This window comes from Sneathiella sp. D3-11 (assembly GCF_055809395.1).
In genome coordinates, this window is sequence record NZ_CM147911.1 from 2027826 (window position 1) to 2046013 (window position 18188).

The window sequence follows — 18188 nt, forward strand, 5'->3', positions numbered from 1 at the left end:
ACTAGGCCAGTTTGACAGCGGTGCCAGACACCGTGACCATCAACATACTGTCGCCGATCACCTCGACGTCGAGACTGATCCCGACAATGGCATCGGCGCCGATTTCGGCGGCCTCCTCTTTCATATCTGAAAGCGCATGGGCGCGGGCATTGCGGATTTCCTTCTGATAGGCACCGGACCGTCCGCCGAGCGTATCGGACACCCGCGCGAAGAAATCGCGGATAAAATTGGAGCCCATGACGGCCTCGCCACCAACAACACCCAGGTAGGAGGCGATTGTGTGTCCCTCAACGGATCCGGTTGTGGTAATAATCATTGCCGTGCTCCTTTAACCAGAAAACTTAATGGCGGAAATGTCGCATGCCGGTAAAGACCATGGCAAGCCCGGCCTCATCTGCGGCGGCAATCACTTCATCGTCGCGCATGGAGCCGCCCGGCTGGATCACCGCTGTCGCCCCCGCCTCCGCCGCCGCGAGCAAGCCGTCCGCGAATGGGAAGAACGCATCGGAAGCAACGACAGAGCCTTCTGCCCAAGCGATTGTCTCACCCGCATTCTGCGCGGCCTCCAATGATTTACTGGCGGCGATTTTCGACGAGATCGACCCGGCTCATCTGCCCGGCACCGACACCGACCGTGGCGCCATCCCGAACATAGACAATGGCATTCGACTTCACATGTTTGGCGACGGTGAAGGCGAATCTGAGGTCCTTCATTTCCTGATCGCTTGGCGCGCGCTTGGTGACAACCTTCAACTCAGGCAAGGCAGTCAGCGCATTGTCGCGATCCTGAATGAGATAGCCGCTTGCCAGCGACTTCACGAGCCGCCCCGGAATACTTGGATCGGGCAAGCCGCCAGTCAGCAACAGGCGGAGGTTCTTCTTCGCTGCGATAATTTCCTTCGCGGCTTCATCTGCATCGGGCGCAATGATCACCTCGGTGAAAATTTTGACGATCTCTTCGGCGGTTGCCGCGTCCAAAGTCTGGTTAAGCGCGATAATCCCGCCGAAGGCCGACGTCGTATCGCAGGCGAACGCGGTTTTATAAGCTTCCGCGAGAGTTTGTGCCGTCGCAACCCCGCATGGGTTAGCATGTTTGATAATGGCACAGGCCGGACCGCTTACCTTCGGATCGAATTCCGCGACCAGTTCGAACGCAGCGTCGGTATCGTTGAAGTTATTGTAGGAAAGTTCCTTCCCTTGTACCTGCGTTGCTGTCGTGACACCGGTGCGCTTTTCATCATTGGCATAAAAAGCAGCAGATTGATGCGGATTTTCCCCATAGCGCAAAATTTGTTGGCGCGATCCAGCAAGGACCAGACGGTCGGGATAAGTCTCGCCAAGTTGCGCAGCGTACCAGTTGGAGATTGCTGCGTCATAGGCACCGGTGCGGGCATAGGCTTTCGCGGCGAGTTTTTTGCGAAGCTCGATGCTTGTTTTTCCGCTGGTCTCCGTAAGTTCATCAATGACAGCTTGATAGTCACTCGCATCGACGACGACGTTGACGAAGCCGTAATTCTTGGCAGCAGATCGGATCATGGCGGGGCCACCGATATCGATATTCTCGATGCAGGTATGGAAATCTGCGCCCTTGGCAACTGTTTCTTCAAACGGATAGAGATTGACGACGACCAGATCAATGCCGCCGATCTCATGATCCGTCATCGCTTTTATATGGTCTGGGTTATCGCGCAGCGCGAGAATTCCGCCATGGATTGTTGGATGCAGTGTTTTAACCCGGCCGTCCATCATTTCCGGAAAGCCGGTATGATCAGCGACTTCGGTCACTTTAACGCCGGCGTCCATCAACATTTTGGCGCTGCCGCCAGTAGAAAGAATTTCAACATTAAGTGCCGCCAGCGCCTTTCCGAGATCGACCAGACCGGATTTATCGGAAACGGAAATAAGGGCACGGGAAACAGGTTGCAGATCGGTGCGGGACATCGATGAAATACATCCTCTAAAACAGGTGTTGCGGGAGTATGCGCCCTATAGCACGCAACACGAATTTGCGGAACCTTTTAACGAAAAAAACTTGGACAAACTACTATCTCGACGTTACCAAACAACGGACCCATTTTTTTTACAGGACAGTATATCCTATGGCGAATTCAGCACCGGCGGCCCTGAAGGGCGGCGACAAGGTAAGCGGCAAGACAAAACTTTCGATTGTAGGCCTAGGCTATGTCGGGTTACCGCTTGCCGTGGCGCTGGCGAAGAGCTTTGACGTAGTTGGCTTTGACGTCAATAAAGATCGGGTTGAAGAACTTCGCCATGGCCATGACCGGACGATGGAAATCGATACACCTGCCTTGCGGGCCAGCAGTGTCCGCTTCACGACGGATATTAACGACACGCGCGATGCCGATGTACATATTGTAACTGTACCGACACCCGTGGATGACAACGACAAGCCTGATCTGAGCCCGCTGAAAGGTGCTTGCACCGCGGTTGGACCAGTTCTAAAAAAAGGCGCAATCGTTGTCATAGAAAGCACGGTCTATCCGGGTGTGACGGAAGATGTCTGCGGCCCGATATTGGAGGAAACCTCCGGCCTGAAATCTGGAGAGGATTTTTACCTTGGTTATTCACCGGAGCGGATTAACCCCGGCGACAAGGTCCATACAGTCGATAAAATTATCAAGGTTGTCTCCGGTCAGACCGAAGAAGTGACTGATATTCTCGCTGATATTTATGGCTCCGCGACGACAGGCGGCACCTATCGCGCGCGTAACATCAAAACCGCCGAAGCGGCGAAGGTGATCGAGAATGCGCAGCGCGATATCAATATTGCCTTCGTCAATGAAGCGACGATGATTTTCCAGAAACTTGGCATTTCTGCCTATGACGTTCTCGAAACGGCGGGCACGAAATGGAATTTCCTTAATTTTACACCGGGTCTTGTTGGTGGACATTGCATCGGCGTAGATCCCTTTTACCTCGCGCATCGGGCCAACGAGGTTGGCCATTTTGCCGATCTTATCCTGACCGGTCGCCGGATTAACGAGAATATGGGCAAGTTCATCGCCGACAGCATCCATGAAAATCTTAACGGTAAAAGCAAGATCCTCGTCCTCGGTGTGACCTTTAAGGAAAATGTCCCGGACCTTCGCAACACCAAGGTTGTCGATATCATTCAGGTGCTGCGCGATCATGGGCATGAAGTTGATGTGCATGATCCACTCGCTGATAAGGATGAGGCGCAGCAGTTCCTCGGCATCGATCTTATCGAAAGCCTTTCTGATTTGAGCGGCTATAACGCTATAGTGGGGGCTGTTGCCCATTCCGTTTACCGTGATCTGTCGCCAGCGGCGCTGGAAGAGATGATGGGCGGGGATGGATTGGTCGCCGATGTAAAGGGAATTTGGCGCGATACTGAATTTTCACCGCAAATAAAGCGCTGGCAGCTTTAATTTTTAGTCTGAAAGACGGGTCATCGCCCATTTGATCAGGATTGGCTCTTGATCGATAAGCTGGCCTGAAATCACGATCTGCTGATTATGACGGCGTTCCCCGGGTTCGCTGCAATAGACGCTTTCTTCTAGCGATAACCGCGGCGCGGCCGTCAGGAACTTCCATCCCGTGCCGCTTGGCGTGCGGATCAAGATATTCTTCCCGCTTGCACTCCTTGATATGCTCAATTCCGGATGCAGGTGAAAGCGCAGGCTGAAATGGGATCGGCCGGAGGGCGGCATTCTTTCCGGGATGATCTGGTCCTCCCCACGGAGTGCCATGCCGCTGGCGTCCAGATATAGCCGCCGGCGATGAAGAACGCCAACCGTATCGAGATAGCCGTTGCTTTCCAGATCAAGCCAAATATTTCCCTCATCCTCATTGCGGACGGCAAGTTTATGTTCTTCCCCGGACGCGTGGCGGGCCGGGAAAACGGCATTGATATTATCAAAGCCAAGTGTTGAATGCGCCGCAGTCGCCGCGAGCGCATTGCCCCAAGCTGATTCCGGATCACGAACAGCCCCGCAATTCACGATCAACCGTTCCCGTCCATAGCTGAATTCAAAACTCATGAGCCCGGCATGGGATTGCTCGCCTGCGCGACGTCCGCCTTCTCCGCTTTCCAGTATCAACAAGGCACGGCCCGCCTTAATCCGTTCGAACCCGCCTTGCGGAAAGCGCTGCGGCGCACGTCCTGTTGCATCGGAGAGGGAGAGAATATTATCGCAATAGCCTTCCGGCAGTTTGAGGCCCCCGTTAAAGAGCGCCAGACGACCGTCGCCATGTTGGAAAAAACGGATCGCCGGGGCCAATCTGTCGATCGCGTTATTGATTGCAACGGGCACCATCTCGTTCGCGGCCATTAGCGTATTACGAATGCCAATAAGATCACCGATCAGGATCAGATGGCGTTCCGGATTTCGGGAGATATGGCAACCGTCAGCCAGGACGACGCGGCTTAGTTCCGCTTCCAGGGAGGCGAGGTATTTCCCGCTGCTTTTACCCATATCCGGGAAGGAAAGCGCGCCATATAGCAAAGCTTGCCAGCTTGCTACCCTGTCTTCGCCCTCCGGTTTATTTTTGGTAATGCGGCCTAAATGGATATATTGGCGGCGCAAGGACCGGAGGAATTTGAAATTGAATTCACTTTTCTCTTCCTCGAGAAGGATGCTGCTGTAACAAAACCAGGAGATAAGCCGATGGGCCAGCACATCCTCGTCCCAAACATAAGGACGATAGCCGTCAAATTTTTCGATCCAGGAAAGGATTAGCGCGCGCGAATGGCGTCGTGCCGCTTCTGTCCCGTTGGCGTAGAAATCCCGAATCCAACCAAATTGGTGTAATTCCTTGTGCCAGGCGAGGGGCATGCTCTCTGCTTCCCAAGGCACCTGATCATCTTGCTCCAGACTGAAGCCGGCAAATTCGAAATGCCCTTGATAGATGCTGTCCGCCCGTTCCCCATTACCCGGGAAAATTTCAACGGGTGTATGGACAAGGCGCTTTGGCACCCGACTTTTTAAAAGTGCTTGATACGCTCCGCTTGCGTATATCACATCGGAAATCAGTCGCCGCGATGGTAAGCCTCCTTTCGCAGGCGTTAACGCGGCTTTGCTCATGTCCGGCCCAGCACCGCGTTTATATTGGCAGCATATTGTTCGGGACCGCCCTTGAAGACCGCACTTCCCGCGACCAGAAGATCCGCGCCCGCCTCAATCACCAGTGGGGCTGTCTCGGCATTAATTCCGCCGTCGACCTCCAGATCGATATCCCGCCCGGAGGCGTCGATCATCTCACGTAGAGTGCGGATTTTATCAAGCTGGGAGGGGATAAATTTCTGCCCGCCAAACCCGGGATTGACGCTCATCACCAGAATAAGGTCAACCTCATCCATCACATGTTCCAGCGTTGCCGCCGGTGTCGACGGGTTCAGAGAAACCCCAGCCTTGACGCCATGGGATTTAATGAGCTGCAGGCTGCGATGCAGATGTGGGCCAGCTTCCTGATGCAGGGTAATAATATTCGCGCCCGCGTCAACAAATTCAGTGATAAAGGGATCGACCGGGGTAATCATCAGATGGCAATCAAACGGGATATCCGTGTAGCCACGCACGGATTTGGTCACCGCGGGTCCAAAACTGATATTTGGGACGAAATGGCCATCCATGACATCGACATGGATAAAATCAGCGCCGGCTTTCGCGACATTACTGACTTCCTCGCCAAGTTTTGCAAAATCAGCCGCAAGGATGGAAGGGGATATTCTGACCGGTTTACGCATAAGGGGTCCTTCAACCAAAATATTTTCTGCAGTGGCGCCAGTTAAGCTTGTCTTTACCATGACAGAATAGGCGGCTCAAGCGGAGGGCGTAGATATTTTCCGAAGGCGTGCTGCGTAAAATCCATCCATGCCGCCCATATGGTACGGCAAAGTGCGAATATCTCCATCGGAATTAATCAGATCGGATACACCGCCGACTTCCTCTGCCTGGACCGGCTCCCGCTGAATAGCCGGGTTCCGGCTGAGAAGAGCCTTAATCTGGGCTTCGCCTTCTTCCGACTGTAAGGAGCAGACACTATATACCAGCACGCCGCCGGGTTTGAGTATTGCGCAGGCATGATCGAGAAGCCGGGTCTGTAGTTCGCTGAGCTTGTCAACATCCGCCTGGGATTTCAGATAAGCGACATCAGGATGACGACGGAGTGTTCCGGTGCTGGTGCAGGGTGCATCCAACAGAATACCGTCGGGTTGTTGATCCGGTGTAAAGCTTTCGGCATCGCCGACTTTAACTGTTACCGGAAGATTCAACCGCTCCAGATTTTGTTCGAGTCGCTTCAGCCTGTTCTTGGAGCGGTCGAGGGCGATGACTTCCGCGCCTGCCGCTGCAAACTGCGCGGTCTTGCCCCCGGGCGCGGCGCAGAGATCAATGATCTGCTTCCCAGCGACATTCCCCAGAAGTGCGGCGGGGATTGCCGCGGCGGCGTCCTGTACCCACCAGGCGCCCTCCTCAAATCCGGGAAGATCGACAAGCGTAGCTGTTGTCGCCCGGCGGAGAGAGCCTGTCGGCAGGATTTCAGCGTCGAGGGCTTCTGCCCATTTTTTTGGGTCTGATTTGACCGAAATATCGAGCGCGGCTTCCGTCAGATGCGCTTCTGCAATTCGCCGCGCGGTCTCTTCCCCATAATGGACAGTCCAAGCATCCCAAAGCCATAGGGGCGTATTTTTGCGAGGAATATCGATTTTTGAGAGAAGCTTTTCTCCCTGTCGGTCAATCCGCCGGAGGAGTGCATTGACGAGACCTTTATGCTTGCTGCGATCCGGTACTAGTGCGACGGTGTCATGAACTGCGGCATGGGATGGAATGTTCAAATACAGGATCTGCGTAATCCCAATCCGCAAGATATGACGAACATCCAGCGCTTTTTCCGGAAGGGGTCGGTCCAGCATTTTATCAATCAGGGCGTCGATCACCCCAAGATGGCGAAGCGCAGTCGAAGTGATGGCTCGCGCCAGGGCCCGATCGCGCGGCGGAAATCCTTGTAGCACTGGATCAAGCGCTTCTTCCAGCGGTTGGCGTTTTTGAAGTACACGCGTGAGAAGCCGGACCGCGGCGGCCCGTGAATTAGCAGGTGATGTTGTCATCTGCGGCTTCTAGCGGAAATTTGTCTTGCGGTCTATAGATGGTTCAGAAATACTGAAAGACCCTACAGAACACTCTTTCCGCCAATTAACAGTCGGGCTTTAGACACAGATGACCGAAAAAAAGACCCAGAGCGACACCGAGAGAAAAAACAAGAAAGACCCAGCCATCAAGCAGAAGCAAGCGAAGGGCGAAATCGGCGGCCCATCTGGGCTAGAGCCGACACGTTACGGTGATTGGGAACGCAAAGGCATTGTCAGCGATTTTTAAAAACTGAGCCCGTCACGCGGGCTTTCCTTTTTCTGATAGCCAGATGCCAAATAATACAAGCCCAAGCGCGGCGCCTTGAAAGAACTCAAACGGTTCATCGAGGAAGGTAACGGCGAAAATCGATGCAAATATGGGTACCAGATTGACGAAAATTCCCGCCCGCCCGGGCCCGAGTATACTCACGCCGACAATAAAGGAAATCTGGGCAACGATGGAAGGAAATACAGACGCGGCGGCGACAATGAGCCAACCCTTAGTAGTCGGCGGTAGGAAATGTTCCAATTCGATTTCGATGTAAACGAAGGGAAGGGACGTTATAAACGCCGCAAGGGCCATCATAGAAAGAAAAGACAGCGGCGATATCTCCGGCCGGTATCGTAGTGCCACAGTGTAGCCAGAATAAAGAATGCAGGCGAGGAGCATGAGGGCATCCCCGATATTAACCTCGAAAGTAGCAAGCCGAGCAATAGAGCCGCCAGAGGCAACGATACCGACACCAAGGATGGTTACAACCACGCCGATCGATTGCATGAGCGACACTTTGGTCCGTAGAACCAGAAACGCTCCGATCAGCACAAAAACCGGAATAGATCCCTGTAGAATGCCAATGTTCACTGCCGTTGTCGAATGGGCCGCGAGATAGAACAACATATTAAATCCGGTGAAACCAATAGCGCCCATTGCCATCATGTAGCCAATATGCTTTTTGAGAACGGCCCAGTCGCGTTGAAGATGCCGACGGGCAAAGATAGAAAGAATAATCACTACCAGCATCCAGCGCAGGCAGACCAGAGCCATCGGAGATATCTCTCCAACAGCAAGGCGGCCCAAAATCGCATTCATCCCCCAGCAAGTGGTTGTTAGGGTCAGCAGCAAATAGGCGCGCATGTTCGAGGCTTGGTTCGCCGTTGACTCAGTTGGGGGCATGATGACTTTCGGTGGGTACCAAGGGTGGAAATGACCTTACGCGATATGGTTGCTATCGCCAACCACTTTTAAGGGCGTTCGTCTAGAGGATGTTAGATCCGGAAAGGTCTTCCTTCTCTGGCTCTTTTGTTTGGTCACTATCTTTTTTCAGGGCAAACTTAATACTTGGTTTTATCTGTCCGCCACCAATTTGCACTGTCGGTTGCGGAACTTGAATGCCACCTGCCTGCGCGCCGAACATCGGTCCATTAAACCCACCGAAGGACACGCCGCCTTGCGGCGCTACGATTTCGTCTTCCCCTCGTATTTTACGAAGCAACTCATAGTGATTTGGTAGTCCATTTAGCTGGTTCTGCTCATATCGAATGAACTCGGCCATGCGCTGTTCCCAATCCTTGCGGGCGATAAAGCGTTCCGCTGGATATCGGACATCCTTCAGATACCCCTTCGCGAAAAGAATGACATTATAATTGAAATAATTGAACAGATAGGTGCCATCAAAATCTGTATTAACCGGCAACGCATGACGATATTCATCGAGCATGTCTTTAACGCTGTCCGGGATGACCATCTCCTCGCGTGCAACACGCCAGTATTCACTATCCTCTCGGTTATTCATGCAATAATGCAAGATGATGAAATCCCGAATGGATTGCATCATTTTCTCGGTTTTTTCATTGAATCGCTGAGCAAGGATTGGGGCGAAGCTCTTATCCGGGAAGTTGACCAAGAGAAGCTTCACAAAGTTCTCGATCATATAGATTGCCGTCGATTCCAGTGGTTCGATAAATCCAGCAGACAGGCCTATTGCAATACAGTTTTTCTCCCATGCTCGCTCCATCCGGCCGATGCGAACAGGGATAATTCGGGGTTCGGCATCCTTTCCGTCCTCGCCGAGATGTTGGAGGAATTCTTCTCGTGCCTCGTCATCTGTGCGGAAATGGCTGGAAAAAACGTAGCCGGTTCCAATTCGATTATAGAGCGGAACGCGCCAAACCCAACCCGCGCCTAACGCAGTTGAATTGGTGCAGGGCTCAATCTGGCTAACATCCTTATGAGGGATTTGAACAGCCATGGCGCGGTTGTTCAAGAGGTACTTGCTATAATCGTGGAAAGGAACTTTCATTACCTGATTGATGATTACGCCCTTGAACCCCGTGCAATCAATAACCAGATCGACCGGCCGCCGTCCTTGCCGTTGTAATTTCAAGGCGGAAATATATCCGCGCTCGTCCTGTTCTACTTCCTCAACATCATCGAGTACATGATTGACCCCGCGTTCAATGGAGATCTCACGCAAAAATCCGGCAAATTTGCCAGCATCGAGATGGTAGGCGTAATTCAGCTGTGTTTCGTAATCCCCATGGTTCAGAAATTTGGGGCCAAGTTTCTTTTTGATCGCTGTGCCGCTGAACGACATGCAATCATCGATACCTTCACGGCCGGGGGGACCGCCATATTTATGAAAATGATAAGCCGGGTTTTGTCCGCCAAGTTGGGTGCGGATGGCTTCGAATGGATGAATAAAGGACGTTGACTGTCCCTTTTCATCATGGCTCCAATTCGTAAAACGGACTCCCATTTTGAAAGAGGCATTACATCGGATAAAAAACTCCTTTTCCGAAATCCCAAGACTTTTCAGGAGAGCCGCCATCGTTGGAACAGTTGCCTCACCGACGCCGACGGTGGGGACATTAGGCGACTCTATCAGGGTAATTTTAGTGGGGCTTTCCTCATCACGCAGGTTCATAAAGCGAACCAAGAAGGCGGCGGTAAGCCATCCCGCAGTACCCCCGCCAACAATCGTTACTTCGTTGATCTGGTTGTCCATGCCAGCTCCCCTCGCGCAAATTCTATACAGAAATACTATGGGTTGACCATAGCTCCGTCAAGCGCACCACAAGGAAACGGCAGTTATAGGCCGCCCATCTTGCAAATCAGGTGCCAGGATGGTCCGTCCACTGGCACAACGGACAGACGACTTTGGCGAACAAGCGCGAGATTTTCAAGGCGTGGTTCGGCCTTGATATCCGCGAGCGTTACCGGATTTGGGACAGATTTGACGGCCTTGACGTCCACCATGCCGAAGCGCCCCTTTTCATCGGTATGATCGGGGTAGTATTCTTTAATCACCTCGACGATACCAACGATTTGTTTCTCCTTGACGGAATGGTAAAAGAAACAAAGGTCGCCGATTTTCATTTCTTTCATGTTGTTCGACGCCTGATAATTCCGCACGCCATCCCAGAAGGTACCCTCTTCTCCTGCGTCGAGTTGATCTTGCCATGGACCAGGTCCCCGGTTCCGATTTTATCAGCCAGTATTTCATCAAGGCTCCTATTTTTTGCGTTTGCCCGGGAAGATGCCCATCTGCTTGGCGACGATTTCGAGCATGATCTCATTCGCGCCGCCACCGACCGAAGAAAGTCGAAGATCGCGATACCCACGGGAAATCCAGTTCTCGGACATAAAGCCCTGTCCACCCCAATATTGCAAGCATTCGCTCGGAACTTTATTGCAGAGCGTGCCGACAAGATATTTAGTCATTGACGCGAGCTTGGTCACATCATTGCCATTGATATATTCTTCGATAGAACGGTATAGCAGCGATCGAGCGGATTCGACCAGTGTCTGCAACTCGGCCATCTTATGATAGACAACTTGCTTGTCGAGAAGAGTTTCGCCAAACACTTTGCGTTGGCTTGTATATTCAATCGTATCTTCGATCGCCATCTCGCAGCCACGCAGCGCGCGGGCTGCCACATACAATCTTTCCTCCTGGAACTGTCGCATCTGATAGGTAAAGCCCATATTTTCTTCGCCTATCCGGTTCCGGACCGGTACACGGACATCATCAAAGAATAGCTGTGCCGTGTCTGAACATCGCAGTGCCATTTTGTCGAGCTTGCGGGCGACAGTAACGCCTTTGGTTTTAAGCGGCACAATGATCAGCGATTTATTCCGGTGCGGCCCGTCTTCCTCGGAAGTGTTCACAAGCAAGCAAATCCAGTCACCCTGCACCCCGTTGGTGATCCACATTTTTGAGCCATTGATCACATAGTCATCACCATCGCGCTTTGCATAGGTGCGGGTATTGGCAACATCCGATCCGGCCGCTTCCTCGCTCACGCCGATACAGCCGATCATTTCCCCGGCGATTGTCGGCACAAGAAACTCCTGCTTGAGTTCCTCGCTACCATAGTTGGTGAGGGCAGGGGTACACATGGTGGTCTGAACACCGATTGACGTGGAAACACCGTTCGCCCGAATACTGCCAAGCGCTTCTGCAAAGACCATTTCATAAGAAAAGTCGAGATCCAGCCCACCGTATTGCACCGGCTTGCCGATGCCGAGAAGACCTGCCTCTGCCAGAAGCTTCATCACGTCATGGGCCGGGAAAATGCCTTCTTCTTCCCACTGATCGACATGAGGGTTGATATGCTCGTCAATAATCCGGTTAACGGTATCTTTAAGCGCGATATGCTCTTGTGAGAATTGCATGTGACCACCTTTTTGGGTTTTTATTATTATTTATGGTGGTCACTACATCATAATATTACACGAAACGCAATCATCGCCAGCGAGGTTAAAGCCCGCCGCCGATTGCATGTTTCCAGGGCTTTACGATGACGCTTTCAAAGAGGCCTGCTGCGGCATAAGGGTCCTTTGCTGCCCACGCTTTTGCGGCCGCCAAATCTGTATCTTCAAAAATCAATAGGCTGCCGGTTGGGGCTTCCCCATCGGCATCTAGGGTCGGTCCCGCAAGTTTAAGTGCGTTTCCTTTTGCCTTCAGAAAGTCCAGATGTGCCGGACGGGTGTCGAGGCGGACCTGCAAATGATCGGCCTTGTCGGTACAATGGGCAATAAACAGCATTCTCAGTTCTCCTTTTACGATCTTTAGAAGCCTGCAAGCCGTTCATCCCTGAACGGTCGGGCCAGTAGTTCCTCGACAGCGCTGGAGACGGCGACGCCTCCATTTAAAATTTCATCGACGGCGAAGCAGATTGGCATTTCGATATTGTATTTTTCGGCCAGACGGCAGATTGCTGACGCGGTGTAAACCCCTTCGGTTACAGCAGTGCGTTGCTGCAATATCTCGCCGAGGATGTCACCTTGGCCAAGCGCAGCGCCGAGGGAAAAATTCCGCGAGGCGGGAGAACTACAAGTCAGTACCAGATCGCCGAGTCCGGAGAGTCCCATCAGCGTTTCGGCTCGCGCGCCCAGTTTTTCGCCAAGCCTCAGAATTTCCGCCACTCCGCGTGTAATCAGGGCGGCGCGGGCATTCTCGCCGAGCTTGCCGCCGGAGACAACACCGCAGGCAATGGCCAGTACATTTTTGACGGCGCCACCGATCTGCGCGCCGATGACATCGTCCGTCAAATAAGGCCGAAAGGTTGGAAGGCCGATAGCTTTGACGAGGTTTTCGCCGATTTCCTTATCACTGATTGCGAGGGTGGCCGCCGCCGGCAATCCGACAGCTATTTCTTTCGCGAAGTTGGGTCCAGAGAGGATGGCCAGCGGACTATTGGGTGTTATCTCACTGACCACTTCACTCATCAGGCGGCCGCTGTCCTGCTCGATCCCTTTGGCGCACATGACGAGAGCAGTATCCGGAGCGAGCGAGGGCTTTAGTCGAGCCAGGGTTTCTCTGGTTTTTTGGGCGGGAACGACCAACAGAACGATATCCGCGTCCCCGGCCTTGGCGAGGTCATTCGTTGCTACTATGCCCGGGGGAAGCGGGACATTCGGAAGATATTTCCGGTTGGTCTTATCCCGGTTAAGCGCATCCGCATGGTCCGCGTGCCGTGTCCAGAGCAGCACTTCGTTGCCGCCTTTTCCCGCGACAATCGCCAACGCCGTACCCCAAGCTCCCGCACCAATTACACTTACCTTAGTCATCCGCCCAGCATATCCTGCTCTGTCAGCCATCAAGTTAAGGACTGATTAGCATGATCGGCGCCTGACAAGAAGTGCAGAATAACGCGATACGGCCAGAGGCCATCTTTTTCATCCGGCTTTTTTCGTCTCGATCTCAATCACCTCTACGCCCGCATCCGTTCCAATCAGGACAAGATCGGCAAAGCCAATAAAGAGACCATGCTCTACAACACCGGGCATTGTACTAAGTGTCAGAGCTAGCTCCTCTGGCTCGGCAATTTTCCCGAAATCGCAATCGTAAATATAGTTGCCTTCGTCGGTGGTGAAGGGCGTACCGTCTTTTGCGAGGCGGAGTGTTGGCGTTGAACCGAGCGCCTCGAGCCGGGGTTTCAACGCAGGTGCAGCAAATTGGATAACCTCAACCGGCAGCTTGAAGGTGCCAAGCTGGGCGACCTTCTTTTTCGCTTCGGCAATCACAATCATCCTGTCTGACAGAGACGCGACAATTTTCTCGCGTAAATGCGCGCCACCACCACCTTTGATCAGGCGGCCTGCCGGGTCTACCTCATCAGTGCCATCAATGGTGAGGTCAATGACACCTACTTCATCAAGACCAACGACGGGAATGCCAAGGTTGCGGGCCTGCTGTGCTGTTGCCTCCGACGTTGGAACGCCTGTGACGTAGAGTCCGTGGGCGACCCGTTTTCCCAACAGGTCAACCATCTTCGCTGCGCAGGATCCTGTTCCGAGGCCAACGACCATGCCGTCCTCAATATACTCAACAGCTTTTTCTGCTGCTGCCTGTTTTTGTTCGTCTTCTGTCATCGTCATCATTCCAATTCTATGGTCAAGCTTTGTATCCGGCGAAGGGGGCCGGCTCGGCGTTGGGGTCAAGCGGCCAGCGTGCCCGCGCAGCAAGGTCCAGCCCATCCGAAAATCCGCATTTGAGACGTTCAATTCCCGCCCAGGCGATCATTGCGCCATTATCGGTGCAGAGTTTCGGCGGGGGTACTTTAAGCGCAACGCTCTTTTCTCTTGCGAGTGTCTCCAACGCGCCTTTCAAATATTGATTGGCGGCGACGCCCCCGGCAACGACTAGTGTGCCGCCTCCACCATATTCCTCGATAAAAAGATCAAGGGCCTTGGCCACCCGGTCCATCAGGCTTTCCACTGCGGCCTTCTGAAAGCTGGCGGCGAGATCGGCAATGTCTGTTTCGCTGACTTTTTCGCCCATCTTCTCACGCGCCTGCCGTACGGCCGTCTTAAGGCCGGAAAAGGAGAAATTGCAACCCTCCCGCCCCTTCATTGGGCGAGGGAAGTTGAATCGGTCCGGGTTGCCGGTTGCCGCGGTTTTCTCAACGGCCGGCCCACCCGGAAAGCCAAGCTCTAGCATCTTCGCGGTTTTATCAAAGGCCTCACCCACGGCATCGTCAATCGTGGTCCCAAGACGCCGATATTTTCCTACCCCTTCGACCACCAACACTTGTGAATGCCCACCGGAGACCAGCAACAGAAGGTAGGGAAACGCCACATCGTCCGTCAGCCGTGCCGTAAGGGCATGCCCCTCCAGATGGTTGACGCCGATCAGCGGCACGCCCGCGACAGAAGCAATGGCTTTCGCCGTCATCAGCCCGACAAGGACGCCGCCGATCAGTCCCGGCCCCGCTGTCGCCGCAACGGCGGACAAATCGTCATAGGAAACTCCGGCCTCCGTCATCGCCTGATCGACCAGCCGGTCCATCTCGGTCACATGGGCGCGGGCCGCGATTTCCGGCACTACGCCGCCAAAAGGCGCATGGGCGTCATTTTGCGACAGGACGACATTCGAGAGAATTTCCTTCTCCGCCGTCACGACCGCAGCAGCCGTTTCATCGCAGCTGCTTTCCAGCCCGAGGACGATTATTTGTTGGTTTGGCATTTGTTATCTATTACAAAGCGGTGCAAATTGCATATGGCTCTAACATCTGACGGAATATCCCGCAACATGACCTTTGTCAAAAAATACAGGATAGGCACCCGGGGAAGCCCGCTCGCGATCGCGCAAGCCGAGGAGACCCGCACCCGGCTTCTGGAGGCGCATAAAGACGCCCTCGACCCGGAGCAGTTGGAGATTGTGGTGATTAAGACGACAGGGGACCAGATCCAGGATCGTGCGCTCAGTGAGGCAGGCGGCAAGGGTTTGTTCGTTAAGGAGATAGAGGAGGCGCTGCTCGCGGACAGGATAGATTTTGCCGTACATTCCATGAAGGATATGGAAACGTCGCTACCACCGAGCCTGATAATTGACTGTATCCTGCCGCGCGAAGATGCGCGCGATGCCTTTATTTCTGCGAGCGGAAAGAGCCTTGCTGACTTGCCGCCGGGCTCGCTCGTCGGTACGGCCAGCCTTCGCCGTCAGGCACAGGTCCTGAACCGGCGGCCCGATCTTCGCGTTGGCATTTTTCGCGGCAGTGTTCAAACACGCCTGCGCAAACTCGCGGAAGGGCAGGCCGATGCGACTCTGCTCGCGCTCGCAGGGCTCAAGCGACTCGGGAATGAGAGTGTGATCACGGAATTAATTAACGTTGATGATATGTTGCCGGCTGTGGCACAAGGGGCAATCGGGATTGAACGGCGGGAGGCGGATGAAGAGATTGCGTCTCTGCTTGGACCGATCAATGATTCGGTCAGTCTCGCGCGCGTTACCTGTGAGCGCGCGATGCTTGCTGTGCTCGACGGTTCCTGCCGGACGCCCATCGCGGGCTATGCGGAACTTGTTGAGGGGAACAGCCTTTATTTCCGGGCGAGCCTGCTTGCGGAGGATGGCTCTATCCGCCTTGACGCGAGCGGGCGTGGTACCCTCGCCGAAGCGATGGAACTGGGTGAAAGCATCGGCGCGAATCTAAAGGCGCAGGCAAGGGGTGCCAATTTGTCTTTTGGACTGTAGACTAAGTCATAATGAAAATACTGATTACCAGACCTGAGCCGGACGGCAGTCGACTTGCTCGTATCCTGAAAAAGATGGGGCACGAAACGCGCCTTGCTCCCATGATGCACATTGAGACCTTCTCAGCCCGAAAGGTGGATATCACCGGTGCGCAGGGGCTACTGGTAACAAGTGCGAATGGTGCGCGGGCACTCGGCCCGGCCTTAAAGGATAGAAAGATAAAGGTTTTTGCCGTTGGTGCGGCAACGGCCGATGCTTTACACCATGAAGGCTTTACCGATGTCGCTGCCGCTGGTGGGGACGTCAATTCGCTTGCCGAGAAAGTCGCCGCCGAATGCCAGCCGGAACATGGCCGGCTTATCCATGTGGCCGGAACGGAAGTGGCCGGTGATCTTTCCGGAATGCTTGTTGATAAGGGATTTCAGTGCGAACGCGTTGTCCTTTATGAAGCGCTGCCGGTAACGTCTCTTGATGCGAAGATCGTGAAAGATATAAAAAACGGCGCTATTCAGGCGGTGTTGTTCTATTCGCCCCGCACGGCCGCTATATTTGTCGGGCTGGTGACGGCGGCGGGGCTGACGGCACATATGGAAAAGATAACCGTCTATTGTTTAAGTGAAGCAGTGGCCGCGAAACTTGAAACATTGTCATTTGCGGGCGTTCATATTGCGAAGACGCCCGATCAGGAAAACCTGCTTGCCTTGCTGACGGCTGTCAGCCAAGCTAGGAAACAGGAAGATAACTCCGATATGCCAAGGGAGCAAAACATGTCCGATAAAAATTCTGGCAAGACCGAGGATATAGGCAAAAGCGCTGTCCCTTCTGCCGGCACGGATAGAAAAAAGACTGCAGACGCGCAAAAGACTGATACAGAAACCGCTAGGGCGGAGCCGCCTGTAAAATCGGAGGCAGCGGCACCGAAGTCCCGCGCGGGGCTTGTCCTGATGGCATTGTTGGTTGTGTTCTGCCTTGGCCTTGCCGTTTGGCCGCTTCTTTATCCAAAGGTTGAACCTTATCTGCCAGCGGAGACAGCGGCGATTATCTCAGGTCAGTTCGGAAAGACGACAGGCGCTGATGCGTCTGACGTCACCGCAGCGATTGAGGCGGTCAGGGATAATCTGAAATCGGACTATACCGCTCTGTCGGAACGGGTTGCTAAATTGGAGACAGAAGTACCAGTCGTAAGTAAAACGACTGATGCCGGTGACGGCAAACTTGATGAACTTTCTGGATCGCTAAAGCAGGAACTCAGTGAGCTTTCCAGTGAGCTTGCGGAACAACAGAACAAACTTTCCGCCGCTCTGGAAGAATTGACGCAGCAAAAGGAAACTCTCGGAAAGCTTGAGACAGCTGACCCGGTTGTCGCAGACCCAAGCCCGGAAATACAGAATCAGATCGTCGATCTAAAAACGGCTCTATTGGATATTAAGACGCAGATAACCGGCCTTGAAAAGACGATTGCGACGGATCGGGCTACAGTTAAGTCTCAAGCAGAGCAGCTATCCTCTCTTGAAGGCACGCTCAAAACGGAAATTGCTAGCAAGTCGGCAGAGGAAGCGGAAAATCAACGCACCTTGATGCTTCTTGCTATCGGACAGCTTCAACGTGAAACCCGGGGAAGCGAGCCGTTTGAAAATGGTTTGAAACAGGTCTCTGCCGTTGCCAATGACAAGTTCAAGGGATTGGTCGAAAAGCTGGAGCCGATTGCTTCGGTTGGCGCACCGACCCTGGCAACCTTACAGAGGGACTTTACTGTCATTGCGTCAGATATCAGCCAGGCGGCGCGGCTTCCCTCGGAGGAGACATGGTATGGCGAAGCGCTGCACCGGATTGCATCTGCTATCAAGTTCCGACGCGTGGATGATGTAGAGGGTAACGATGTGGACTCGGTGGTTGCCCGGGCCGAACAGGATCTGGCTGACAGTGACCTCGATAAAGCCGTCGCGGAACTGGAGAAGCTCTCTGGGGCGGCGGCTGACGTCGCGGCGCCTTGGCTCGAAAAAGCCAAAACGCGCTTGACGGTGGAGCAATCCATCGCCGGACTGCTGCAGGATGCCACTGCGACAGCAATTTCCAAGCCTTCATCTAACTAAAGGGGT

Annotated in this window: 15 protein-coding genes and 2 pseudogenes; 4 read left to right on the forward strand and 13 right to left on the reverse strand. The window is 53.7% G+C overall.

Annotated features, from left to right (window positions below; translation table 11 throughout):
• Position 1: 1 nt before the first annotated feature.
• Positions 2–316 carry a YbjQ family protein gene (locus tag AC0L73_RS10340; RefSeq protein WP_227948303.1) on the reverse strand — a complete coding sequence of 105 codons (315 nt, stop codon included), beginning with the start codon at positions 314–316 and terminating at the stop codon, positions 2–4.
• Between the two features lie 25 nt (positions 317–341).
• Positions 342–1941: pseudogene (purH, locus tag AC0L73_RS10345) on the reverse strand (bifunctional phosphoribosylaminoimidazolecarboxamide formyltransferase/IMP cyclohydrolase).
• A gap of 158 nt (positions 1942–2099) precedes the next feature.
• On the opposite strand from purH, the gene AC0L73_RS10350 reads away from it, so the two are divergent.
• Positions 2100–3410, forward strand: a complete 1311-nt coding sequence (locus AC0L73_RS10350; protein WP_227948301.1) for a nucleotide sugar dehydrogenase — start codon at positions 2100–2102, stop codon at positions 3408–3410.
• A gap of 3 nt (positions 3411–3413) precedes the next feature.
• Here AC0L73_RS10350 and AC0L73_RS10355 read toward each other — a convergent pair whose 3' ends face one another.
• The 3 genes from AC0L73_RS10355 to rsmB all read right to left on the reverse strand — a co-directional run bounded on the left by AC0L73_RS10355 (position 3414) and on the right by rsmB (position 7090).
• Positions 3414–5066 (reverse strand): heparinase II/III family protein, encoded by a 1653-nt coding sequence (locus tag AC0L73_RS10355; RefSeq protein ID WP_473653694.1) that lies wholly within the window; start codon positions 5064–5066, stop codon positions 3414–3416.
• Complete coding sequence (gene rpe / locus AC0L73_RS10360) at positions 5063–5728, reverse strand: ribulose-phosphate 3-epimerase (RefSeq protein WP_227948299.1); 666 nt, start codon at positions 5726–5728, stop codon at positions 5063–5065. The genes AC0L73_RS10355 and rpe overlap by 4 nt, the downstream gene beginning before the upstream one ends.
• 75 nt (positions 5729–5803) lie before the next feature.
• Positions 5804–7090: a 16S rRNA (cytosine(967)-C(5))-methyltransferase RsmB gene (gene rsmB, locus AC0L73_RS10365; RefSeq protein ID WP_473653695.1), complete on the reverse strand. Its 1287-nt coding sequence runs from the start codon at positions 7088–7090 to the stop codon at positions 5804–5806.
• 109 nt (positions 7091–7199) lie between these two features.
• Here rsmB and AC0L73_RS10370 point away from each other — a divergent pair, with 109 nt between their 5' ends.
• Positions 7200–7358, forward strand: a complete 159-nt coding sequence (locus AC0L73_RS10370; protein ID WP_227948297.1) for a succinate dehydrogenase assembly factor 4 — start codon at positions 7200–7202, stop codon at positions 7356–7358.
• 12 nt (positions 7359–7370) lie between these two features.
• Here the strand turns inward: AC0L73_RS10370 and AC0L73_RS10375 are convergent, their stop codons facing one another.
• The 8 genes and pseudogenes from AC0L73_RS10375 to tsaD form a co-directional block, all read right to left on the reverse strand.
• Entirely contained in the window at positions 7371–8285 is a 915-nt protein-coding gene (locus AC0L73_RS10375) for a DMT family transporter (protein WP_227948296.1), read from the reverse strand.
• A gap of 82 nt (positions 8286–8367) precedes the next feature.
• Positions 8368–10116, reverse strand: a complete 1749-nt coding sequence (locus AC0L73_RS10380; protein WP_473653696.1) for a tryptophan halogenase family protein — start codon at positions 10114–10116, stop codon at positions 8368–8370.
• An 83-nt stretch (positions 10117–10199) separates the two neighbouring features.
• Positions 10200–10614 (reverse strand): annotated as a pseudogene (locus tag AC0L73_RS10385) (EVE domain-containing protein).
• 8 nt (positions 10615–10622) lie between these two features.
• Positions 10623–11786, reverse strand: coding sequence for an acyl-CoA dehydrogenase family protein (locus AC0L73_RS10390; protein WP_227948293.1), 1164 nt, complete (start codon positions 11784–11786; stop codon positions 10623–10625).
• A gap of 85 nt (positions 11787–11871) precedes the next feature.
• Entirely contained in the window at positions 11872–12159 is a 288-nt protein-coding gene (locus AC0L73_RS10395) for a YciI family protein (protein ID WP_473653697.1), read from the reverse strand.
• 23 nt (positions 12160–12182) lie between these two features.
• A complete protein-coding gene (locus AC0L73_RS10400) occupies positions 12183–13184 on the reverse strand; it encodes an NAD(P)H-dependent glycerol-3-phosphate dehydrogenase (RefSeq protein WP_227948291.1) in 1002 nt (333 codons plus the stop codon).
• 108 nt (positions 13185–13292) lie between these two features.
• Positions 13293–13988, reverse strand: a complete 696-nt coding sequence (rpiA, locus tag AC0L73_RS10405; protein WP_227948290.1) for a ribose-5-phosphate isomerase RpiA — start codon at positions 13986–13988, stop codon at positions 13293–13295.
• Between the two features lie 22 nt (positions 13989–14010).
• Positions 14011–15066: a tRNA (adenosine(37)-N6)-threonylcarbamoyltransferase complex transferase subunit TsaD gene (gene tsaD / locus AC0L73_RS10410; RefSeq protein ID WP_415776493.1), complete on the reverse strand. Its 1056-nt coding sequence runs from the start codon at positions 15064–15066 to the stop codon at positions 14011–14013.
• An 81-nt stretch (positions 15067–15147) separates the two neighbouring features.
• Here tsaD and hemC point away from each other — a divergent pair, with 81 nt between their 5' ends.
• Entirely contained in the window at positions 15148–16089 is a 942-nt protein-coding gene (gene hemC / locus AC0L73_RS10415) for a hydroxymethylbilane synthase (RefSeq protein ID WP_227948288.1), read from the forward strand.
• Between the two features lie 11 nt (positions 16090–16100).
• Positions 16101–18182 carry a uroporphyrinogen-III synthase gene (locus AC0L73_RS10420; RefSeq protein WP_473653698.1) on the forward strand — a complete coding sequence of 694 codons (2082 nt, stop codon included), beginning with the start codon at positions 16101–16103 and terminating at the stop codon, positions 18180–18182.
• The last annotated feature ends 6 nt before the right edge of the window (positions 18183–18188 follow it).